This window comes from Arthrobacter sp. D1-17, from assembly GCF_054130535.1.
Genome location: NZ_CP096382.1, coordinates 3,004,535 through 3,025,476, shown reverse-complemented (window position 1 = coordinate 3,025,476; position 20,942 = coordinate 3,004,535). Strand labels below are relative to the sequence as shown.

18 protein-coding genes and 1 tRNA gene are annotated in these 20,942 nt (G+C 65.0%); 12 read left to right on the top strand and 7 right to left on the bottom strand.

Annotation, left to right across the window (positions count from 1 at the left end; genetic code table 11):
- Nucleotides 1-15: 15 nt before the first annotated feature.
- The 11 genes from M1E01_RS14035 to M1E01_RS13985 all read left to right on the top strand — a co-directional run bounded on the left by M1E01_RS14035 (nucleotide 16) and on the right by M1E01_RS13985 (nucleotide 11,536).
- A complete protein-coding gene (locus tag M1E01_RS14035) occupies nucleotides 16-1,167 on the top strand; it encodes an adenosine deaminase (protein WP_457972180.1) in 1,152 nt (383 codons plus the stop codon).
- 97 nt (nucleotides 1,168-1,264) lie between these two features.
- Nucleotides 1,265-1,864 carry a MazG nucleotide pyrophosphohydrolase domain-containing protein gene (locus M1E01_RS14030; protein ID WP_457974975.1) on the top strand — a complete coding sequence of 200 codons (600 nt, stop codon included), beginning with the start codon at nucleotides 1,265-1,267 and terminating at the stop codon, nucleotides 1,862-1,864.
- Nucleotides 1,865-1,984: 120 nt separating this feature from the next.
- Entirely contained in the window at nucleotides 1,985-3,265 is a 1,281-nt protein-coding gene (gene eno, locus M1E01_RS14025; protein ID WP_457972179.1) for a phosphopyruvate hydratase, read from the top strand.
- A 95-nt stretch (nucleotides 3,266-3,360) separates the two neighbouring features.
- Nucleotides 3,361-4,149, top strand: coding sequence for an FtsB family cell division protein (locus tag M1E01_RS14020; protein ID WP_457972178.1), 789 nt, complete (start codon nucleotides 3,361-3,363; stop codon nucleotides 4,147-4,149).
- Between the two features lie 72 nt (nucleotides 4,150-4,221).
- Complete coding sequence (locus M1E01_RS14015; RefSeq protein ID WP_457972177.1) at nucleotides 4,222-4,887, top strand: DUF501 domain-containing protein; 666 nt, start codon at nucleotides 4,222-4,224, stop codon at nucleotides 4,885-4,887.
- Nucleotides 4,884-5,831, top strand: coding sequence for a Ppx/GppA phosphatase family protein (locus tag M1E01_RS14010; RefSeq protein ID WP_457972176.1), 948 nt, complete (start codon nucleotides 4,884-4,886; stop codon nucleotides 5,829-5,831). Before M1E01_RS14015 ends, M1E01_RS14010 begins: the two co-directional genes overlap by 4 nt.
- A 46-nt stretch (nucleotides 5,832-5,877) precedes the next feature.
- Complete coding sequence (locus tag M1E01_RS14005; protein WP_457972175.1) at nucleotides 5,878-7,278, top strand: S8 family peptidase; 1,401 nt, start codon at nucleotides 5,878-5,880, stop codon at nucleotides 7,276-7,278.
- 34 nt (nucleotides 7,279-7,312) lie between these two features.
- A complete protein-coding gene (locus M1E01_RS14000; protein WP_457972174.1) occupies nucleotides 7,313-8,794 on the top strand; it encodes an NAD(P)/FAD-dependent oxidoreductase in 1,482 nt (493 codons plus the stop codon).
- Nucleotides 8,795-8,925: 131 nt separating this feature from the next.
- Complete coding sequence (locus tag M1E01_RS13995) at nucleotides 8,926-9,924, top strand: N-acetyltransferase (RefSeq protein ID WP_457972173.1); 999 nt, start codon at nucleotides 8,926-8,928, stop codon at nucleotides 9,922-9,924.
- Nucleotides 9,915-9,988, top strand: a tRNA-Leu gene (locus M1E01_RS13990). Before M1E01_RS13995 ends, M1E01_RS13990 begins: the two co-directional genes overlap by 10 nt.
- A gap of 195 nt (nucleotides 9,989-10,183) precedes the next feature.
- Entirely contained in the window at nucleotides 10,184-11,536 is a 1,353-nt protein-coding gene (locus M1E01_RS13985; RefSeq protein ID WP_457972172.1) for an ABC transporter substrate-binding protein, read from the top strand.
- A 192-nt stretch (nucleotides 11,537-11,728) separates the two neighbouring features.
- Here the strand turns inward: M1E01_RS13985 and M1E01_RS13980 are convergent, their stop codons facing one another.
- The 4 genes from M1E01_RS13980 to M1E01_RS13965 are packed head-to-tail and all read right to left on the bottom strand — an operon-like array spanning nucleotide 11,729 to nucleotide 15,785.
- Nucleotides 11,729-12,499 (bottom strand): ABC transporter ATP-binding protein, encoded by a 771-nt coding sequence (locus M1E01_RS13980; RefSeq protein ID WP_457972171.1) that lies wholly within the window; start codon nucleotides 12,497-12,499, stop codon nucleotides 11,729-11,731.
- Nucleotides 12,496-13,527 (bottom strand): ABC transporter ATP-binding protein, encoded by a 1,032-nt coding sequence (locus M1E01_RS13975; RefSeq protein ID WP_457972170.1) that lies wholly within the window; start codon nucleotides 13,525-13,527, stop codon nucleotides 12,496-12,498. The genes M1E01_RS13980 and M1E01_RS13975 overlap by 4 nt, the downstream gene beginning before the upstream one ends.
- Nucleotides 13,524-14,492, bottom strand: coding sequence for a branched-chain amino acid ABC transporter permease (locus M1E01_RS13970; protein WP_457972169.1), 969 nt, complete (start codon nucleotides 14,490-14,492; stop codon nucleotides 13,524-13,526). Before M1E01_RS13970 ends, M1E01_RS13975 begins: the two co-directional genes overlap by 4 nt.
- Nucleotides 14,493-14,501: 9 nt before the next feature.
- Nucleotides 14,502-15,785, bottom strand: coding sequence for a branched-chain amino acid ABC transporter permease (locus tag M1E01_RS13965; RefSeq protein ID WP_457974974.1), 1,284 nt, complete (start codon nucleotides 15,783-15,785; stop codon nucleotides 14,502-14,504).
- Nucleotides 15,786-16,260: 475 nt separating this feature from the next.
- Here M1E01_RS13965 and M1E01_RS13960 point away from each other — a divergent pair, with 475 nt between their 5' ends.
- Nucleotides 16,261-17,190 (top strand): Bax inhibitor-1/YccA family membrane protein, encoded by a 930-nt coding sequence (locus M1E01_RS13960; RefSeq protein WP_457972168.1) that lies wholly within the window; start codon nucleotides 16,261-16,263, stop codon nucleotides 17,188-17,190.
- A 69-nt stretch (nucleotides 17,191-17,259) separates the two neighbouring features.
- On the opposite strand, the gene M1E01_RS13955 is transcribed toward M1E01_RS13960, so the two are convergent.
- Genes M1E01_RS13955 through galT form a run of 3 tightly spaced genes read right to left on the bottom strand, consistent with a single transcriptional unit; the run spans nucleotide 17,260 to nucleotide 20,854 of the window.
- Nucleotides 17,260-18,498 (bottom strand): acetyl-CoA C-acetyltransferase, encoded by a 1,239-nt coding sequence (locus M1E01_RS13955; RefSeq protein ID WP_457972167.1) that lies wholly within the window; start codon nucleotides 18,496-18,498, stop codon nucleotides 17,260-17,262.
- Nucleotides 18,499-18,518: 20 nt separating this feature from the next.
- On the bottom strand, nucleotides 18,519-19,679 hold the full coding sequence (gene galK / locus M1E01_RS13950) for a galactokinase (RefSeq protein ID WP_457972166.1): 1,161 nt from the start codon (nucleotides 19,677-19,679) through the stop codon (nucleotides 18,519-18,521).
- Nucleotides 19,676-20,854, bottom strand: a complete 1,179-nt coding sequence (gene galT, locus M1E01_RS13945; RefSeq protein WP_457972165.1) for a galactose-1-phosphate uridylyltransferase — start codon at nucleotides 20,852-20,854, stop codon at nucleotides 19,676-19,678. Before galT ends, galK begins: the two co-directional genes overlap by 4 nt.
- Nucleotides 20,855-20,942: the final 88 nt, after the last annotated feature.

Here is a 20,942-nt window from a genome sequence, read left to right as displayed (position 1 = left end):
CCCTAGAGTTGGTACGTGACTGAGCCCATCGTTGACGCCGCCCCTGCCCTTGACTTCGATCTGAAGAGCCTGCCCAAGGTATCCCTTCATGATCACCTGGACGGGGGTCTCCGCCCCGCAACCATCATCGAACTGGCGGCGGCCGTTGGCCATACCCTGCCATCCACCGACCCTGCCGCCCTCGGTGAATGGTTCCGCGAGTCCGCCGACTCCGGCTCGCTGGTCCGCTACCTCGAAACGTTCGACCACACCGTCGCCGTCATGCAGACCACGGAAGGCCTGTCCCGGGTGGCGCGGGAATTTGTGGAGGATCTCGCGGATGACGGCGTGGTCTACGGGGAGGTCCGCTGGGCGCCGGAGCAGCACCTCCAAAAGGGCCTCACGCTCGATGAGGTAGTCGAGGCCGTCCAGGAAGGCCTTGAAGCAGGCGTTGCGGCCGTGGCCGAAACCGGCCGCGAAATCCGGGTGGGCCAGCTGATCACCGCGATGCGCCACGCCGAGCGCGGCCAGGAGATCGCCGAGCTCGCCGTCCGCCACCGGGACCGCGGCGCGGTAGGCTTTGACATCGCCGGCGCCGAGGACGGCTTTTTGCCGTCGCGCTTCAAGGATGCCTTCACCTACCTGGCTGAAAACAACTTCCCGGCCACCGTGCATGCAGGCGAGGCTGCAGGACTCGAAAGCATCCAGTCCGCCCTCGTCGACGGACGCGCCCTGCGGCTGGGTCATGGCGTCCGGATCGCTGAGGACATCATGGTGGAATTCGAGGACAGCGATGACGCCGCTGATGACAGTGACGATGACAACATTGGCCTGGTGACGCTCGGAAACCTTGCGAGCTGGGTCCGTGACCGCGGCATTCCATTGGAGATCTGCCCGTCGTCGAACCTGCAGACCGGAGCGATCGCCGGCTTCGGCGAAGGCATCGACAGCCACCCGTTGGACATGCTCTACCAGCTGGGCTTCAACGTCACCATCAACACGGACAACCGGCTCATGAGCGGCGTGACCCTCACGGACGAATTCGAGTTGCTGGTGGAGACGTTCGACTATGACCTCGATGACCTGCTGGAACTCACACTCAACGCGGCCGAGGCCTCCTTCCTGCCGCTCGAGGAAAGGGAAGCCCTGGTGGAGTACATCAACGACGCCTACGCGAACCTTGGCTGACAAAACCGCTGAGGGGGTGCCCGCTGGCGGGGTGCCCGCTGACGGGGTGGGGGAGTTGTTGGGGGTGATCGCCGCGCTGCGCGAGCATTGTCCCTGGATGGGCGCACTTACCCATGAATCCCTCGTTGAGTACCTCCTTGAGGAAGCCTATGAAGTGGCTGAGACCATCGAAACCGGCCGGGATGAAACAGAACTGAAGGGCGAGCTGGGCGACGTGCTGCTCCAGGTGGTGCTGCACGCCCGGCTCGCGGAAGAGCGCGGCACTTTCGCCTTTTCCGACGTCGCCCGGGGCATCGCCGAGAAGATGATCCGCCGCAACCCCCACGTGTTCCGGCCGGACGGTTCCCTGCAGGAAACCTTCCCCGCCACGGTGGAGGAAATCGTGCTCACATGGGACGCCGTCAAGAAGGCGGAAAAGCCGGAACGGACCAGCCACTTTGAGGGCATCCCCGCCGCGTTGCCTGCCTTGGCCCGGGCTCACAAGATCCTGGATCGGGCGGAGCGCGCAGGGTTGTCCACGCTGCCTGAACGCGCAACCCCGCTGGTTGAGACGCTCGAAACAATAGAAACCGAAGCCGAGCTTGGCGAGTTGTTACTCGCCGTTGTCGGCGCTGCGCGCAGCAAGGGGTTCGACGCCGAAAGGGCCCTCCGGGGCGCCGTCCGGCGCCGCCAAAATCAGGTCGCGCCCGGATCATGACGTCCGTGTTCTGGATAGGTTTCCGTAACGTTCACCACTCTCGACTAGGCTAGTCCCTGACGAGGACGTCGAGATTTTTTTGCCAGTACCCCCGTAATATCGCCCATAAGGAGCATATTCATGGCGCTTATTGATGCCATCCACGCCCGCGAGATCCTCGATTCCCGTGGCAACCCCACCGTAGAGGTCGAAGTTCTGCTCTCCGATGGCCAGATCGGCCGCGCAGCAGTTCCCTCCGGCGCATCCACCGGCGAGCACGAGGCTGTTGAGCTGCGTGACGGCGACAAGGGCCGTTACCTCGGCAAGGGCGTCCAGAAGGCCGTGGATGCGGTCATCGACCAGATCGCACCAGCCCTGACCGGCTTCGACGCCACGGACCAGCGCAGCATCGACCAGGCCATGATCGACCTGGACGGCACGGCCAACAAGGGCAAGCTGGGCGCAAACGCCATCCTCGGCGTTTCACTGGCAGTCGCCAACGCCGCCGCAGCCTCCGCCGACCTGCCGCTGTACAAGTACCTGGGCGGCCCGAACGCCCACGTCCTGCCGGTTCCGCTGATGAACATCCTCAACGGCGGTTCCCACGCTGACTCGGATGTCGACATCCAGGAATTCATGATCGCCCCGATCGGCGCCGAGACCTTTTCCGAGGGCCTGCGCTGGGGCGTTGAGGTTTACCACAACCTCAAGGCCGTGCTGCAGCAGAAGGGCCTCTCCACCGGCCTGGGCGACGAGGGCGGCTTCGCCCCGAACCTGCCGTCCAACCGCGCCGCCCTGGACCTGATCCAGGAAGCCATCCAGAACGCCGGCTACACCCCGGGCACCGACATCGCCCTGGCCCTGGACGTCGCCTCCTCCGAGTTCTTTAAGGACGGCGCCTACCAGTTCGAAGGCAAGGCCCTGAGCTCCGCCGAGATGAGCTCCTACTACGCCGAGCTGGTTGCCGACTACCCGCTGGTGTCCATCGAGGACCCGCTGGACGAGAACGACTGGGAGGGCTGGAAGATCCTCACCGACACCATCGGTGACAAGGTCCAGCTTGTGGGCGACGACCTGTTCGTCACCAACCCTGAGCGTCTGCAGCAGGGCATCGATGCGGCTACCGCCAACTCCCTGCTGGTCAAGGTCAACCAGATCGGTTCGCTGACCGAAACCCTGGACGCGGTGTCCCTGGCACAGCGCTCCGGCTACACCACCATCACCTCGCACCGCTCCGGCGAAACCGAGGACACCACCATCGCTGACATCTCCGTCGCCACCAACGCCGGCCAGATCAAGACCGGCGCTCCGGCCCGTTCCGAGCGTGTTGCCAAGTACAACCAGCTGCTGCGCATCGAAGAGGAACTCGACGACGCCGCACGGTACGCCGGACGCAGCGCCTTCCCGCGTTTCAAGGCTTAATAGCCGGATAAACGAATGACCGGTGGCTATGGTGGAAAGACCATAGCCACCGGCTTCGTTTAAGGCCGGCTAGTCCCGCGTTTTACAGGAGTGTCATGGCTACCCGCCGTCCCAAAGTTCCCCGGGTGACAGCAGCGACCCGGAACCCCGGCACTGGCTCCGGCGGGGGAGACGTCATCTTGGCAGACTTCGGCGGTCGCGCGCACGGCGAAACGGGAAGGGAAACCGCCCCGGCGGCCGGCGCCCCCCAGGCCAGCGGAACAAGCCCAGCCGGGACCACAGCCAAGGGCGCAGCAGCAGGCGAGTCGCCGGCAGGCAAAACGCCGTCAGGTAAAACGCCGGCAGGCAAAACGCCGCCAGGTAAAACGCCGTCAGGCAAAACGCCGTCGGGCGGTACTGTGCCCGGAACAGCCGGGAGGTCCGGCGCCGCGGCCGCCGGGAAGAAGGGGTCCGGGTCGTCCCCCGTAATAGGCGAGGACGAAAGCGTCGACCCGGTCCCCGCCAAGGCCTTCTCGGGGCGCATGCTGGCGCTGGCCGTCGTCATGATTGCCATCACCACCATGCTGGCGCCTACGGTGAAGATCTTCATCGACAAGCGGGCCGAAATTGCCGCGCTGGAAGCGGATATAGCGGCCAGACAATCCGCCCAGGATGACCTGAAGCGACAGGTTTCGCGCTGGCAGGATCCCAACTACGTCAAGCAGCAGGCCCGGGACCGCATTAACATGGTTATGCCGGGCGAGACCGGCTACTGGGTGTTTGGCAGCGACATGCCGGCAGGTGCAGCAGCCAGCGGGCCCGGTGCAGCAGCAGTACAAGACCCCGCCAACGTGCCGTGGGTGGACTCCCTGTGGGAATCCATTCGGCGTTCGGCAACAGACTAAGCGGCGCCCGCCGCAGGACTGCCCCAGGCATCGCTGGGCAGCCGGATCCGGGCAGGAAGGACGGCCGCGCCAGTGGCAGACAACACGGCATCGGCGCCGGAGGAAACCCGGCAGCCATCGGCACACGATCTCGAGGTGCTGAGCCGCCAGCTGGGCCGGCCTGTCCGTGACGTCGTGGAGATCCCCGCGAGGTGTGTCTGTGGCAATCCCCTCGTGGCCGCCACAGCCCCGCGGCTCAGCAACGGCACACCGTTCCCGACGACGTTCTACCTGACCCACCCGGTGATCACGTCCGCTGTATCGCGGCTGGAAGCGGCCGGGCTCATGAATGAGATGAACCAGCGACTCACCGCGGACGAGCCGCTGGCCGCCGCGTATCGGGCAGCCCATGAGGCGTATCTGCAGTCGCGTGCGGAAATCGGAGCGCGTTGCGGCATCGGGGAGGTCCCCGAGATCGACGGCGTCTCGGCCGGCGGAATGCCTACACGGGTGAAATGCCTCCATGTGCTGGTGGGCCACTCCCTGGCGGCCGGCCCCGGTGTCAATCCACTCGGTGACGAAGCCATCGCCGCCATTGGTGAATGGTGGAGCGTTGACCGGTGTTACTGCGAAGGCGCCTGGGACACCGCAGGCGAAGCGCCGTCTCAGGACCTCAGCAGGCACGGGCCGCAGGGACTGCCTGCCATCGTGGGGCGGCCCGCCCCGGTGCGGAAGACGAAGCAGGAGGCAGGCGAATGACCAGGGTTGCAGCCATTGACTGCGGTACCAATTCCATCCGCCTGCTGATCGCGGACGTTGACCGCGGAAACGGCCCGACGAAGCTCACGGACATTGTCCGCGAGATGAGGGTGGTGCGGCTGGGCCAAGGCGTGGACGCAACGGGGGAGCTCGCGCCGGAGGCACTGGAGCGCACTTTTGCTGCCGCTGCTGACTATGCCGAGCTGATCCGCGAGTACCGCGCCGAGAAAGTGCGCTTCGTGGCCACCTCCGCAACGCGCGATGCCCGCAACCGCCAGGTCTTTGTGAACGGCATCCGGGGGCTCCTCGGCGTCGAGCCCGAGGTCATTTCCGGCGACGAGGAAGCGGCTCTCTCCTTCGCCGGAGCAAGCAGCGTGCTGCCCATGGCCGACGGGGCCAGGGTCTTGGTTGTGGACCTCGGCGGCGGGAGTACCGAATTCGTGCTGGGGGACGCAAACGGAGTCATCGCGGCCAAGTCTGTGGATATCGGTTGTGTCCGGCTGACCGAACGCCATCTCAAAAGTGATCCACCCACCGCTGCGGAGATCGCCGCGGCGGAGGCTGACGTCGACGCCGCCATCGCGCAAGCGGCACTGGACGTTCCGCTGGAAAGCGGCACCGCCGTCGTCGGGGTTGCCGGGTCCGTAACCACGATTACGGCCCATGCGCTCAAGCTGCCGGAATACCTGCCCGCCGCCATCCACGGCGCCGAACTGTCCATCCGGGCCGTTGCTGAGGCAGCCGGTGACTTGCTCGGCATGACCCGCGCGCAGCGGGCCCGGCTGCCCTACATGCACCCCGGCCGGGTGGATGTCATCGGTGCCGGCGCCCTCGTCTGGCGACGCATCCTCATGAGGATGGGCGAACTCACCGGAGGAGAGATCATTACGGCCACAGCCAGCGAGCACGATATTCTTGACGGAATTGCCCTGAGCGTCCACTGACCCACGGAGCTGGCAAGGCACCGCCCCACCGAGTATTGGATCTTGAATGACCAGAGCAACAGCCCGGTTCCGCCGGACCGTCTCGGCTCTGCTGTCGGCGGTGCTGGCCGGCAGCATCGCTGCGGCAACCATAGCTACGGCCCCGGCAGCACAGGCCGACACTTGGCGGGACAAGCAGTACTGGCTCAAGGAAGCCGGCATCACGAAGGCCTGGGAGGTCTCCAAGGGCGCCAACGTGAAAGTGGCTGTGATCGACAGCGGCGTGGACGGCGACCACCCCGACCTGAAGGGCGCCATCGCCGGAGGGCATGATGTCTCGGGGGCGGGTACGCCGGACGGACAGAAGGGCATCGGGGCCAAGCCGGAGCACGGAACGCTGGTGGCCACCATGCTCGCGGGCCGCGGACACCAGCCGCCGCCCCCCAAGAAGTCCAAGGCCAGCGCCAAGCCCTCGCCTACCTCTTCGCCATCGAAGACCAATCCCGACGGCATCATGGGCGTCGCACCGGAAGCCCAGATTCTCGCTGTGTCCACCTGGCTCGGGTCGGAGAACCCCGGCGGCAAGAGTGACCAGGACCAGATTCCCGAGGCTGTCCGCTGGGCAGTGGACAACGGGGCCAAGGTCATCAACATCTCACTGGGCAGCACCTCGCCCGAGTGGCCGCAAAGCTGGGACGCCGCCTTCCTCTACGCAGAGCAGAAGGACGTCGTCATCGTGGCTGCTGCCGGCAACCGGGTAGGCGGCAACATCCAAGTAGGCGCGCCGGCAACCATTCCGGGCGTGCTTACCGTGGCCGGACTGGACCGCGGCGGCAGGGCCAGCGTCGACTCCTCATCGCAGGGCATCAGCATCGGTGTGGCAGCCCCGGCAGAAAAGCTTGCCGGCGGACTTCCCGGCGGAAGCTATGCGGAATGGGCAGGTACCTCGGGAGCTACGCCTATCGTTTCCGGTGTAGCCGCGCTGATCCGTTCCAAATGGCCCGAGATGAGCGCCGAGCAGGTCATCAACAGGATCGTGTCCACAGCCACGGACGAGGGCGCCCCGGGGAAGGACCCGCTCTATGGATTCGGCATGCTCAATGCCGAAGCCGCACTGAAAGTTGATGTCGCGGAAACCCAGGTGAATCCCCTGGGATCCATCTCCGACTGGATCCGCGTGCACCGCCGCGGCAATGCGGCGACGCCGGCGCCTGTGGCGCCTCCTGAGACCGAGGCGGTCGCGCAGCCCACGCTGCCAAAGGCCACGGTGCCGGCCGCCCAGGCCCCGTCACAGCTGGACAGCGCCCTTCCGGCCGTCGTCGTGATCGGTTTCGGATCCCTTTTCGTCATCATCATCGTTGCCGGCGCGGTGCAGCTGCGCCGTGCTTACAGGGCCTCCGGGGGCAGCGCCGAAGACGCCGAAACAGGGACCTTGAGCAGAGTGGACCCTGGCGGCACCCCAAGTTAGTGAAGATTTTCACAAACTGTTGTACTCTGGATGCATGGCAACCACCCCTCAGCTCCAGGACCGTCCCAGGGTGCTCGTCGTCGGCGGCGGGTACGTCGGCCTGTACGTAGCACTCAAACTGCAGAAGAAGATCGCGAATGCCGGTGGCATCGTCACCCTCGTGGATCCACTGCCCTACATGACTTACCAGCCCTTCCTGCCCGAAGTTGCCGGCGGCAACATCGAGGCGCGCCACGCGGTGGTCTCGCACCGCCGGCACCTCAAGCAGACCGAGCTCATCCAGGGCCGCGTCACGTCGATCGACCACGCCAACCGCACCGCCGTGGTTGCGCCCTCTGACGGCGGCGACCCCTTCGAGGTTCCCTACTTCGACGTCGTCCTGGCCGCAGGGGCCATTACCCGCACGTTCCCCATCAAGGGCCTTGCGGACAAGGGCATCGGCCTGAAGACCATTGAGGAGGCCGTTGCGCTCCGCAACAAGGTCCTCGACCGGATCGAGGTCGGCTCCACGATCACGGATCCGGCTGAGCGTGCCCGCGCGCTGACCTTTGTGGTTGTGGGTGGCGGTTTCGCCGGCATCGAGTGCATCACCGAGATGGAAGACCTCGCCCGCGCGGCCGTTAAGAACAACCCGCGCGTCAAGCAGGAGGAAGTCCGCTTCGTGCTCGTTGAGGCCATGGGCCGCATCATGCCCGAGGTCACCGAGAAGCAGGCCGAATGGGTTGTTGAGCACCTCCGCAGCCGCGGCATCGAGGTCCTGCTGAACACATCCCTGGACAACGCTGAGGGCTCCCTGAAGCTGATCAACCTGCCGGACAAGACCCTGGCCCAGGAATTTGAGTCCGATACCCTCGTGTGGACAGCCGGTGTCCAGGCCAACCCGATGGTCCGCTCCACCGACTTCCCACTGGAGCCCCGCGGACGCGTCCGTGTCCTGCCGGACCTGCGCATCGCCGGCGATGAAGGCATCATCGAGAACGCCTGGGCGGCAGGTGACATCGCCGCGGTTCCCGACCTTACAGGTGCTGGCCTGCCTGACGGGACCTGTGTCCCCAATGCCCAGCACGCGTTGCGCCAGGCCAAGCGCCTCGCCAAGAACCTGTGGGCTTCCCGCTGGGACAAGCCGCTCGCGGACTACAAGCACAAGAACCTCGGTGCTGTGGCCGGCTTCGGCCAGTGGAAGGGCGTCGCCAACATCAACCTCCTCGGCCGCATCGGGCTCAAGGGCCCCCTCGCGTGGCTGGCCCACCGCGGCTACCACGGGATGGCCATGCCCACTGTGGAGCGCAAGGTCCGCGTGATCTTCGGCTGGATCCTGGCCTTCTTCCTGGGCCGCGACACCACGCAGCTGCTGGACCTGGACAACCCGCGCGGTGCCTTCGTGGCCGCTGCCACACCGGCTCCCAAGCCCGCAGCTGCCGAGGCGAAGCCTGCCGACGCCAAGCCTGTCGAGGGAACGCCGGCAGACGCCCAGAAGAATGATTCGAAGGACCCTGTTGCGGTGAAGTCCAAGTAGGCAGCAGTAGTCCACGACGGCGGCCGTTCCCCTTGGGGAGCGGCCGCTTCGTCGTTTGGGCTGCTTTTTCGTCCAGGTGACGCCGCTTTACCTCCGCCGCTGCGGCTGCCGCGGATGTCTAGACTGGCTGCATGACGGGCGAAAAGAATATCCAGACCCTGCTGGCCACCATGCACCCCGTGCTCCGCGGCGGCGAGTACGTGTACGTGCTCTGGCCGCATGGAAAGCCGCTCTTGCCCGGCATTGAAGCCGCAGTCCGGGAGGCCGAAGGGCTCACCGTGGTGCTGCCCCGGGCTGAGGCCGATGCCCACGGTCTGAAGTACGACTTCGTGGCCGCCTGGATCACCCTGGAGATCCACTCGGAGCTCGAAGCCGTGGGCCTGACCGCCGCAGTGAGCCGGGCGCTGACGGACGCCAGGATCAGCTGCAATGTCCTGGCCGGTTTCCACCATGACCATCTGCTTGTGCCCGTGGCTGAGACTGCCCGCGCCCTGGAGGTGCTGCGGGAACTCTCGACTGCCCCCGCGGCTGAACCCGAGCCGGTCCGTGAGCTGGCGCTGCGCAGCGAGACACCCGAAGACCGGGAGGCCGTCATCGCGCTGACGGCCGAGGCCTTTTCCATATCGCCGCTGACGGGACTGCCGGTGGAGGGCGAGCCTGTGGAAGTGGAACTGCTCCGCCAGCTTTTCGAGTGCGACGCCTATCTGCCGGAGCTCAGCATTGTCGCAGAGCTGAACGGCGAAATCGTCGGCCATGTCATCAGCACCCGCGCCCGCGCTGACGGCACCGAGCTGCTGGGGCTGGGGCCGATCAGCGTGGCTCCGCGGCTGCAGCGCCGCGGCATCGGCTCAGCCCTCATGCACGAAACCGTCGTCCGGGCTAACGCCGCGGGGGAAAAGGGCATCGCCCTGCTTGGCAGCACGGACTACTACCCGCGCTTTGGCTTTGTTTCGGCCTCATCCATGGGGATAGCGGCACCCGACAAGGACTGGGGTGACTACTTCCAGTTCCTCCCGCTCGCGCTGTGGCCCGGCGGTGTGCATGGAACCTTCCAGTACGCCGAGCCCTTCGCCGCAATCGCAGCAACTCCGGCAGCGGAAAGCGGTAGCATTGACCGGGCGCCCCAGTAGCCCAATTGGCAGAGGCAGCGGACTTAAAATCCGCGTGTTGTGGGTTCGAGTCCCACCTGGGGTACACATTTCGGGGCCTTCTGCGCCCTTTTTCCGGGAGCCCTCTACGAGGTGTCCCATATGCAACGAGTGTTATAAGGATGTGACCTTACTCACTTATGTTCGGCTGTGATTTGCACTAGCTTGAACTTATCTCAGGAACACGCCTGACCAATCGCATCAAAGGCCGTTCGCACCTTTCGATCGAGGAGACTCACACATGATTTCACTCCCCCAAGGCGCGCCCCGAGCAGCTAAGCTAACAGCGCTTAGCATCGGCGTCGCCCTGCTGGCTACGGCTTGTGGTGGCAGCCCCACCCCAGGCTCGACCACAACCGCAGCCGGTGCGGGTGCAGGCATCGCCTGCCCTGCTCCCAGTGCCACCGGAACCGCCACCTCCCAGGCTACTGCAGATGCCGGTTCTGTTCCGGCCGCAACAACCACCACTCCCACTCCGCTGAAGATTGGATCGCTGCTGCCGACGACGGGGTCGCTGGCGTTCCTGGGCCCACCCGAGATCGCAGGCGTTAACCTTGGCATCAAGGAAGTCAATGCCGCGGGCGGCGTCCTGGGCAAGCCGGTCCAGGTTGTTCACCGGGACTCCGGTGACACGAAGACCGACATTGCAACGCAGTCCACCACCGCCTTGCTTGGCCAAGGCGTCAGTGCCATCATTGGTGCGGCTTCCTCCGGTGTGTCCAAGACCGTGATCAACCAGATCACCGGTGCCGGCGTGGTCCAGTTCTCCCCGGCCAACACCTCGCCCGACTTCACCGCATGGGAGGACAAGAACCTCTACTGGCGCACGGCTCCCTCCGACGTGCTGCAGGGCAAGGTGCTTGGCAACTACATGGCAACCTGTGGAGCCCAGACTCTGGGCATGATTGTCCTTAACGACGCCTACGGCACGGGCCTGCAGAAGAACATCAAGGAAGCCTTCGAAGCAGCCGGCGGCCAGATTGTGGCCGAGGAGCTCTTCAACGAAGGTGACTCGCAGTTCAGCAGCCAGGTGGACAAGGTTATTGCCGCCAAGCCCGATGCGATCGCCCTGATCACCTTTGACCAGGCAAAGAGCATTGTGCCGCTGATGACAGGCAAGGGCATCAAGCCCACGCAGCTGTTCATGGTGGACGGCAACACCTCCGATTACAGCAAGGACTTCAAAGCCGGAACGCTCAAGGGCGCCCAGGGCACCATCCCCGGTACGTTCGCGAAGGAAGACTTCAAGAAGAAGCTCCTCGCCATCGACCCGGCACTGAAGGACTACAGCTACGCCGGCGAGTCCTATGACGCGGTCAACCTGATCGCGCTCGCCGCAGAGGCCGCCAAGAGCACCAAGGGCACCGAGATCGCCAAGCAGCTCAAGGCAGTTTCGGAGGGTGGGGACAAGTGCAACAACTTCGCGTCCTGCGTCACGCTCCTCCGCAACGGCAAGGACATCGACTACGATGGCCAGTCCGGTCCGGTGACCTTCTCCGAGCAGGGCGACCCCACGGAGGCATTCATCGGTATCTACGAGTACCAGGATGACAACACGTACAAGCCGGTCAGGGAAGAATTCGGCCAGCTGTAAAGCCCCGAACCAGCCAGACCGCAGGAAGCCCCCGTCCTCAGTGAACCTGACGGGGGCTTTCTGCTGTCCATGGGCTGTCAGCGGCCGCGCCGAGGGTCTCGTCACCGCGGTGCACGGCCGGTGGGAGAAAGGTACAGGGGAGGGCCGCCACCAGAACCGGGTGACGGCCCTCGAAAGGTGTGGGACGCGCGCCTAGACTTCGTCCGCCAGCGTTCCCAGATACAGCTGGATGACCTTTGGATCCTTCATCAGTTCCCGGCCTGTCCCGGTGTACGCGTCCTTGCCCTGGTCCAGGACGTAGCCGCGGTCGCAGATCTGCAGGCAGCGGCGGGCGTTCTGCTCCACCATGATCACGGACACTCCTGCCCGGTTGATCTCATGCACGCGCAGGAAGGTCTCATCCTGTTTCACGGGGGAGAGGCCGGCCGAGGGCTCATCCAGCAGCAGCACGGCGGGTTCCATCATCAGGGCCCGGCCCATCGCGACCATCTGGCGCTCGCCGCCGGACAGTGACCCCGCACGCTGGGCGCGGCGTTTCCCGAGCTCGGGAAACAGGCTGGTGACGAACTCGAACCGCCTGGCGAAGTCCTTGGGCCGCTGGAACATGCCCATCTGCATGTTTTCCTCGATGGTGAGGGTCGCGAAGACATTGTTGTTCTGGGGCACGAACCCCACGCCCTGCGTGACCAACTTGTTTGCCTTGAGCCCGGTGAGATCCTGGCCCCGCACGACGACGGAGCCTGAGTGGACCTTGACGAGGCCGAACATGGCCTTGAGGAGTGTGGACTTTCCGGCCCCGTTGGGACCGATGATTCCGATCAATTCACCTTTGCGGGCCTCGATGCTGCAGCCATTGAGGATGTTGACGCCGGGCAGGTACCCGGCCACCAGGTCAGTGACCTTAACAACGGTGCCGTCTGCTGCTGCGCTGCTTGCGGCCGGGGCCGCGCTGGTGGCACTCATGCTTTGTCCTTGTCTGTGTGGATTGGCGACGAACCGCCGGCCTTGAGGTCGGGCACCACCGAGTCGACGGCGATGATGCCGGCATCTTCGGTGCCGACAACCGACTCTTCATCCGCCTGGAGTTCCTGTTCCAGCGCCTTGATGCCTTCCGTGTCGCCCAGATCCACATCGTGGTGGGCGCCGAGGTAGGCGTCGATCACGGCGGGATTCTTCATGACTTCACCGGGCGGTCCCTCGGCCACGATCTTTCCTTCGGCCATCACCACGACCCAGTCGGCGATGTGGCGAACCATGTTCATGTCGTGTTCGACGAAGAGCACGGTCATGCCCTCCGCCTTGAGGTTCTTGATGTGATCCAACAGGGATTGGGTCAGTGCGGGATTGACGCCTGCCATGGGCTCGTCCAGCATCACCAGTTTGGGGCGGACCATGAGGGAACGCGCCATTTCGAGCAGCTTGCGCTGGCCTCCGGACAGGGAAGCCGCGTAGTCGTCCTTCTTTGCGTCCAGCTTGAACTTCTCCAGCAGCCTGTCCGCCTGCTCGGTGAGTTCCTTCTCCCGGCCGCCCCAGATGCCCTTGAAGAGTGCCTTGGACAGCCTTTCGCCCGGTTGGTTGGCACCGCCGAGGCGCATGTTTTCCATCACGGTCAGCTTGCCCATGACCTTGGTGAGCTGGAAGGTTCGGACCATTCCCATGCGTGCCACCTTGTAGGAGGAGACGCCGGCGATGTTTTGCCCCTCGAACTGCCACTTGCCTGAGTTCGGGGTGTCGAATCCGGTCAGCAGGTTGAAGAGGGTGGTCTTTCCGGCCCCGTTGGGACCGATCAGGGCAGTGATCTTGTGCCGCGGGATCTCGAGGTAATCAACGTCGACGGCGTTGATGCCGCCGAAGCTACGCGTCACGTTTTCGGCGACGACGATCGGGTCCCGCTTCTTGCAGCCGGGCATGTTCTCCCCGACGGCGATGGGGCGGGTGTCCGTCATGTAGTCGACGCCGCCCTCCGCTGAATTTTCGCTGTGCTTGCTCATGCGAACGCCAGCTCCTTCTTATTGCCAAAGACACCCTGCGGCCTGAAGATCATCAGCAGCATCAGGGCGATGCCCACGAGGATGTAGCGCAGCTGACCGGCCTGGACTGTGGTCAGCCAGGTCACTGCACCCGATTCGATGAGGCCGTACAGGATGCCCTGCGTCAGGGACAGCACGACCCAGAAGATCATGGCGCCTGCCACCGGCCCCAGAACCGTGGCCATGCCGCCCAGCAGCAGGCAGGTCCACAGGAAGAACGTCAGCTCGGTTCCGTAGTTGGCGGGCTGGACTGCCCCTCGCGGAAGGGTGAACACCATCCCGGCCAGTGCACCCAGGACGCCGCCGATGACCAGTGCCTGCATCTTGTAGGCGTACACGTTCTTGCCGAGGGAGCGCACCGCGTTCTCGTCCTCACGGATGCCCTTCAAAACGCGGCCCCACGGGCTGCGCATGAGGAGCCAGATGATGACGCAGCAGAGGGTCACCAGGCCCCAGCCGATGACTCTGATAAAGAAGTCGCGGTTGTTCATGCCAAAGTACGAGCCTTCGGGGAAGGGGTTCATGGCGTAGAAGCCGCCCTCGAAGGCGGCCAGTCCATTCGCGGAGCCGGTGATCGAGGTGAGCTGGTTCGTCGTGACCACGTACCGGACGATTTCCGCAGCGGCGATGGTAACGATGGCCAGGTAGTCGGCACGCAGCCGGAGCGTGGGGATGCCCAGGACCAGTGCAAAGAGCACGGAGCAGGCCACGGCGATCAGCAGGCCCACGAAGAAGGGAACGCCGAAGCTCAGGGTGGAGATCGCGAAGCCGTATGCACCCACTGCCATGAAGCCGGCCTGCCCGAAGTTCAGCAGGCCCGAGTAGCCGAAGTGGACGGCAAGTCCGAGCGCGGCAAGCGCGTACGCTGCCGTCGTCGGGCTGAATAGTTCACCCAGCGCGCTGGAGAATATGAAACCGAAATCCATGGCTGTCTCCTAACCCACGCGCTCGCGACGGCCCAGGATGCCCTGGGGACGGAACAAGAGGACAACGATCATGATGAACAGTGCTCCCACATACTTAAGGTCGGCGGCGAGGCCGAAGACGGTGGTCAGTTCAACGAAGATGCCAACGATGACTGATCCGATCAGGGCGCCGAAGACGGTGCCGAGCCCGCCGAGCGTCACCCCGGCAAAGATCAGCAGCAGGATCTGGGAGCCCATGTCGAAGGTGACGCCGGGACGGTAGTAGGCCCACAGGATGCCGCCCAGGGAAGCGAGCACACCGCCGACGATCCAGACAAGGCGGATGACGCCGTCGACGTCGATCCCCGATGCTGCGGCCAGCGCCGGGTTGTCCGCCACGGCACGGGTGGCCTTGCCCAGCCGCGTCTTCAGGAGCACGATGCCGATCAGGGCGATGACGATGGCGCTGATCACCAGCGACCACAGATTGTTGGGGGAGATCGACACCGGGCCGATCTGGATCTCCGCACTTTGGGCAAAGGGGAGTTGCTGGGTGGCACCGCCGAAGTTGAACTGGATGATGTAGCGGACCGCCAGGGCGAGGCCGATACTGACGATCATCATGGGTACCAGGCCAGTTCCCCGGCGGCGCAGGGGTCGCCACAGTCCGGCGTCCTGTGCATACCCCCATAGCCCGCCGCACAGGAGGGAGAGGATAATGGCGAGCCAGAACGGCAGGTTCATTGCGCTGAAGGCAAAGACGAGGACTGCGCCGAGGGTGACCATTTCCCCGTGTGCGAAGTTGGTGAGGCCTGTGGTTCCGAAGATGAGGGAGAGCCCGACAGAAGCCAGGGCGAGCAGGAGGCCGAAGCTCAGCCCGGCTACGAGCCGGTTGAGCAGGTTTTGGCCGAAGTCCTGCTGCTGCACGACGATGCCCTCTCCGAAGGCAAAGATCACGGACAGGTTCGACGTTTGGCTGAACGTGACTGTACGCGGATTGGCCTGCCCCTCGGCGAGTTTGATGCCCTCCGGCAGCGTGGACTCGTCCAGTTCAACTTCATAACTGCCCTGTGTAGGTACGGCTATGCGCCAGGACCCGTTGGCACCCGAAGTGGCGGTTCCGGTGAATTCAGCGTTCTTGGCGGTGATCTTCACACCCTCGAGAGGGTTGCGTGCATCGTCACGGAGGAAGCCGCTGATGCTGTTCCGGAACTGCTGGTCCGACGGGGGTGGTGTCGGAGAGGGGGTGGCGGCCTGGGATGCCGGCGCGGCTGCCAGCAGGAGCGCCAGGACAAGCGAGGCGACAGCCCCCATCGCCTTCAGCAGTCCGGCTGGCCGCTTGCGCAGCAGGCCTTTGGGTGTGCGTCTCAAATTGAAAACCTCCACAGGGGGTGGTGCGGCGTGCGTCATTGCAACCGCTGCGAACGGTGAAGATGACACGCGGGCAAACAGGTTGCTTGTGATGTGTGTCACCCTGCACCGCTCATGTTACCGCGCGGTCAGTACAAACTTTGGCCCTCGGAGCCCGCCTCTGCATAGCGATCAGATAACAACTCAAAGGCGGGAGCTACCGACCATCAAGTAGCACCTGCAAAAACTTTTGTTGTCGCTGAGTATTCCCAAAGTATGGCTGTGCTGGACCGTCCGTGCGCGAGGAGAGTGGTGCTTGAGGTTACGATTGCGTGTCGAGGCAAGAGTTCATGGAACTTTGCCTGCCACTGGTGCGTGGAAATTGATAGTTTGAATTTAAGAAAAGATCCACCAACCCCTTATATGGAGGACACCCGCAATGGCACTTGGCGGAAACCCGATCTTCAACGGAAAGAACTTCCGTGAAGCCACCCAGGCACCGCCTGTTCCGCAGGCGTACGGGCAGAACCCGTATGGCCAGTACGGCCAGAGCCCTTACGGTCAGGGCGGCTATGGCCAGACGCCCGTCATGAACGCACCCGGAGGCTGGCCGCAGCAGCCGAACATGACGGACGACCAGCTGCAGCAGATGTACAACCGGCCGGCGGCAGGACCCGCTGAGACCGGCCGGATGACCTACGACGACGTCATCGTCAAGACCGCGGTCTGCCTTGCTGCGGTGATGGCCGGCGCCGCAGTCACACTGTTCGTCAGCCTGCCGCTGGCAACCATGCTGATGATTGTCGGCGCGCTGGGCGGGTTCGTGCTGGCGCTTGTCAATACATTCAAGAAGCAGCCGTCACCGGCACTCATCCTGGCCTATGCCGGGCTTGAGGGCCTGTTCCTCGGCGGACTCACGCGCATCCTGGACGGCATGTTTCCCGGCGTCGGATTGCAGGCTGTGATCGGCACGCTCTCCGTCTTTGCGGTGACGCTCGTGCTCTTCAAGAGCGGCAAGGTGCGTGCCACTCCCAAGGTGATGCGCTTCTTCATGATCGCCATGATCGGCTACCTCGTCTTTGCCCTGGTCAACGTTGTCATGATGATGACTGGTGCCGTGCAGGAGCCGTTCGGCCTGCGCACCAGCATAGAGATCTTCGGTATCCCGCTGGGCGTCTTCATCGGCATCCTCGCCATCGGCCTGGCAGCCTTCGCGCTGATCATGGACTTCACCAGCATCGAGGCAGGCGTCCGCAGCGGCGCCCCAGAGCGCTTTTCCTGGACCGCGGCGTTCGGCCTCACCGTCACGCTGGTCTGGCTGTACGTGGAGATCATCCGCCTGCTGGCCATCCTCCGGGGCGAAGAGTAACGCCGTTCCGATTCAACTAATCACAAGTGGGTCCCGCCGGCGGCGGGGCCCACTTTTGCGTTCGGTGGCCTAACTAAGGCGTTCGATAACCACGGCCATGCCCTGTCCGCCGCCGACGCAGAGCGTGGCCAGGCCCATCGTTCCGTCCGTCTCGCGGAGCCCATTGATCAGCGTGGTGGTGAGGCGGGCGCCGGTCATGCCGAACGGATGGCCCAGGGCAATGGCGCCGCCGTGCACGTTGAGCTTCGCAGGGTCGATGCCAAGCTCCCGCGCGCTGGCCAGCACCTGGACGGCGAAGGCCTCATTCAGTTCCACGAGGTCGATGTCGCCGATCCCTAGCCCGGCTGTGGCCAGCGCCCTTCGGGTGGACTCAACCGGCCCCAGGCCCATCAGTTCCGGCGACAGTGCGCTGGCCCCCGTGGAGACGATCCTCGCCAGAGGTTCCAGGCCCAACTCACGCGCCCGGGAATCGCTCATAATGACCGTGGCCGCGGCGCCGTCGTTGAGGGGGCAGGCGTTCCCGGCCGTGACGGTTCCTTCCCTGCGGAAGACTGGCTGCAGTGCGCTGACCGCTTCGAGGGTGACGCCTGGGCGCGGCGAGTCATCCCGGTCCACGACGGTCCCGTCACGGCGTTGGTACGGCGTGATCTCCCGGGCATAGAACCCGGAAGCGATAGCGGCCTCGGCCCGGTTCTGGCTGAGCACGGCCCATTCATCCTGATCGGAGCGGCTGATGCCGTAGGACGTGGCGACGTTCTCCGCCGTCTGGCCCATGGCGATATAGATGTCCGGCATCCTGCCGCCCAACCGAGGGTCCGTCCAGGGCGTGTTTGACTCCGCCCGCGCCGCAGTGCGCTGGCCCGCCGATTCGAACACCGGGTTGTGGTTGCCGGAATCCGTTTCTCCGGCCCCGGCCCAGTTCTGATAGCGCGAGACCGCCTCGACTCCGCCGGCAACGAACGCGTGCCCCTCGCCTGCCTTGATCGCGTGATAGGCCATCCGGATGGTCTGCAGGCTTGAGGCGCAAAACCGGTTAATCGTGGCAGCGGGCACATTGTCCAGACCGGTCAGGATGGTGACCACGCGCGCCATGTTCGAGCCGGCTTCTCCGCTGGGTTCGGCGCAGCCGAGATAGACGTCATCCAGGCCGGGTCCGCCTTGGCCGGAGGGGTCGAAGGACGGCAGTTTGGCGAGGGCGGCACTGACCATGGCGGCGGCCAGGTCATCAGGGCGTTCGTCTTTCAACGAACCCTTGAAAGCTCGGCCGATCGGGCTTCTGGCGGTTGAAACGATGACTGCTTCCGGCATGCGCCAAGCCTACGCCCGCGCTACGCCACCCGCATCGCCCCGGCCGAGGGCGTGACGGTGAAGATGTCCGGGGCGGTGTAGCCCGCCTGGGCAAAGGCCTGTACGACGGCGCTGCGCACCCGCTGCTCTTCAGTCACCGGTGTCAGCGCGATCGCCGCGCCGCCAAACCCGCCGCCGGTCATTCTGGCGCCTATGGCGCCGTTCGTCCGGGCCGTCCCGACTGCGAGGTCCAGTTCCGGGCAGGAGATTTCGAAGTCGTCACGCATGGAAACGTGACTCGCGTCCAGTAGCGCTCCGATCGAGGAAGGACCCTGCTCCTCCAGCAGTTCGACAGTCTGCAGCACCCGGTCGTTTTCCGTGACCACGTGGCGGATCCGGCGGAACGTGACGTCGTCCAAGAGCCCGCTTGCCTCGTCAAGATCCTCGAATGCAACATCCCGCAGCGCCTTGACGCCCAGCACCTCAGCGCCAAGTTCGCAGGCCTCGCGGCGGGAGGCGTAGCCACCGTCGGCATGTGAGTGGGCGACCTTGGTGTCGATCACGAGCATGGCCAGGCCTGCTTGCGCGGCGGCAAACGGCACCAACCGGACCCCCTGGTCGCGGCAGTCCAGGAACACGGCGTGCCCGGCCGCGCCGCGCAGGGACGCGGACTGGTCCATAATCCCCGTGGGCGCACCGACGAAGTCGTTCTCGGCGCGCTGCGTGGCAAGCACCATGTCTTCGGGGCTGAGCCCGGCACCCGTGATCTCGTTCAGGGCCGTAATCACCGCGCATTCGATGGCATGGGAGGAGGAGAGCCCGGCCCCGAGGGGGACGTCTGAGTCCAGCAGGAGATCGAGGCCGGGGATGCCGATTCCGCGGTGCTGCAGTGACCACACGACGCCAAGGGGGTACTTCGTCCAGCCCTTGGCGGACTGCGGCTCCAGCATCTCCGTGTGCGCCGTGGTCATGCCCTGGTCGCCATAGGTGGACAGCAGGCGGACCTTGCCGTCGGACCGGACCCTGACGGCCACACGCGCCGTCCTGTCGATGGCGAACGGCAGTACGAAGCCTTCGTTGTAGTCGGTATGTTCCCCGATCAGGTTGACCCGTCCCGGAGCCTGCCAGATACCGTCGGGGTCCTGGCCGAAGGCGCTGCTGAATTGTCCGGCGAGATTCAGGGGGCTGCTGGCAGCCGTCATGCGGAGGCTCCTTCGGTCAGCCCTGATGGAGATGGGGTGAGGGCAGATGGGGCGGGGGCGGGGACGGGGGTGTCCGCGGCTGCGACGGCGCGGAGCCGCTCCGCCACAAGCTCCGGAGTCGTGTCGTTAATGAAGGCTCCCATGGCTGCCTCCGATCCTGCCAGGAATTTCAGCTTGTCCGCAGCGCGGCGCGGTGATGTCAGCTGCAGGTGCAGGTAACCGGCCGGGCGCAGCAGCTGGTCAACGGGGGCCTGGTGCCATGCCGAGATGTAGGGGGTCGGCGTGGGATAGAGGGCGTCAAGGCGCTTGAGCAAGTTCAGGTAGACGTAGGCCAGTTCGTCCTTCTCGGTGCCGGTAAGGGCCGCGAGGTCGGGAACCTGACGGTGTGGCACGAGGTGGATCTCGAGGGGCCACCGAGCGGCGAACGGAACGTAGGCGCTGAAGCTGTCGCTTTCGAGCACCATCCTGCTGCCATCCTCCCGTTCGGCCTTCAGCAGCGAACCGGTCAGCGTCTGCCGGCCGTCGGCGTCGTCATAGAACTTTCGCGCCGCGGCGCCCATCACGGCAGCCCGGGGCGTGACATACGGATAGGCGTAGATCTGTCCGTGGGGGTGGTGCAGTGTGACGCCGATATCGGCGCCCCTGTTCTCGAAGGGGAAAACCTGCTTGATGCCCGGAAGCGCGCTCAAGGCCGCCGTGCGGTGCGCCCAGGCCTCCACCACTGTCCTGGCCCGCGTTTCGGTCAATCCGCTGAATGATCCGGTGTGCTCGGGCGTAAACGTCACCACCTCGCACCTGCCGAAGGCGGGCCCCACGGTTCCCCAGCCCACGTTGTCCGGAACCGGGCCCACCGCCGGGCCGAGGGAGGGAAAACGGTTCTCGAACACCACAACGTCGTAGTCCGGGGCGGGGATTTCGGAGGGGTTAAGGGCGGTCGTGGGACAGATGGGGCACTGGTCGGCCGGGGGCAGGTGCGTCCGGGTCTGGCGGTGTGCGGCGACCGCCACCCATTCTCCCGTCAGCGCGTCAAACCGTACCTCGCCGGGTTCGCCCCGAACCGGTAGATCGCGGAGATCCGGGGCTTCTTCCACGGAGCGCTCCCGGCGCGACCCGGCGTCGTCGAAATACAGCAGTTCCCGGCCGTCGGCGAGGCAGGTGCTGGTGATGGAGGTCATGCGTTGTGTCCTTTGAGCGCGGTAGGCCGGCGGTCCGGCGGGGCACATCACCAGTGTGGCATAAATCGCCCAAAAGCAAATACTTTCG

What these genes read in the sequence shown, in the direction of transcription:
- M1E01_RS14030 (WP_457974975.1), top strand. Translation starts at nt 1,265, where the DNA reads ATGGGCGCACTTACCCATGAATCCCTCGTTGAGTACCTCCTTGAGGAA.
- eno (WP_457972179.1), top strand. Translation starts at nt 1,985, where the DNA reads ATGGCGCTTATTGATGCCATCCACGCCCGCGAGATCCTCGATTCCCGT.
- M1E01_RS14020 (WP_457972178.1), top strand. Translation starts at nt 3,361, where the DNA reads ATGGCTACCCGCCGTCCCAAAGTTCCCCGGGTGACAGCAGCGACCCGG.
- M1E01_RS14010 (WP_457972176.1), top strand. Translation starts at nt 4,884, where the DNA reads ATGACCAGGGTTGCAGCCATTGACTGCGGTACCAATTCCATCCGCCTG.
- M1E01_RS14005 (WP_457972175.1), top strand. Translation starts at nt 5,878, where the DNA reads ATGACCAGAGCAACAGCCCGGTTCCGCCGGACCGTCTCGGCTCTGCTG.
- M1E01_RS14000 (WP_457972174.1), top strand. Translation starts at nt 7,313, where the DNA reads ATGGCAACCACCCCTCAGCTCCAGGACCGTCCCAGGGTGCTCGTCGTC.
- M1E01_RS13995 (WP_457972173.1), top strand. Translation starts at nt 8,926, where the DNA reads ATGACGGGCGAAAAGAATATCCAGACCCTGCTGGCCACCATGCACCCC.
- M1E01_RS13985 (WP_457972172.1), top strand. Translation starts at nt 10,184, where the DNA reads ATGATTTCACTCCCCCAAGGCGCGCCCCGAGCAGCTAAGCTAACAGCG.
- M1E01_RS13980 (WP_457972171.1), bottom strand. Translation starts at nt 12,499, where the DNA reads ATGAGTGCCACCAGCGCGGCCCCGGCCGCAAGCAGCGCAGCAGCAGAC.
- M1E01_RS13975 (WP_457972170.1), bottom strand. Translation starts at nt 13,527, where the DNA reads ATGAGCAAGCACAGCGAAAATTCAGCGGAGGGCGGCGTCGACTACATG.
- M1E01_RS13970 (WP_457972169.1), bottom strand. Translation starts at nt 14,492, where the DNA reads ATGGATTTCGGTTTCATATTCTCCAGCGCGCTGGGTGAACTATTCAGC.
- M1E01_RS13965 (WP_457974974.1), bottom strand. Translation starts at nt 15,785, where the DNA reads ATGGGGGCTGTCGCCTCGCTTGTCCTGGCGCTCCTGCTGGCAGCCGCG.
- M1E01_RS13960 (WP_457972168.1), top strand. Translation starts at nt 16,261, where the DNA reads ATGGCACTTGGCGGAAACCCGATCTTCAACGGAAAGAACTTCCGTGAA.
- M1E01_RS13955 (WP_457972167.1), bottom strand. Translation starts at nt 18,498, where the DNA reads ATGCCGGAAGCAGTCATCGTTTCAACCGCCAGAAGCCCGATCGGCCGA.
- galK (WP_457972166.1), bottom strand. Translation starts at nt 19,679, where the DNA reads ATGACGGCTGCCAGCAGCCCCCTGAATCTCGCCGGACAATTCAGCAGC.
- galT (WP_457972165.1), bottom strand. Translation starts at nt 20,854, where the DNA reads ATGACCTCCATCACCAGCACCTGCCTCGCCGACGGCCGGGAACTGCTG.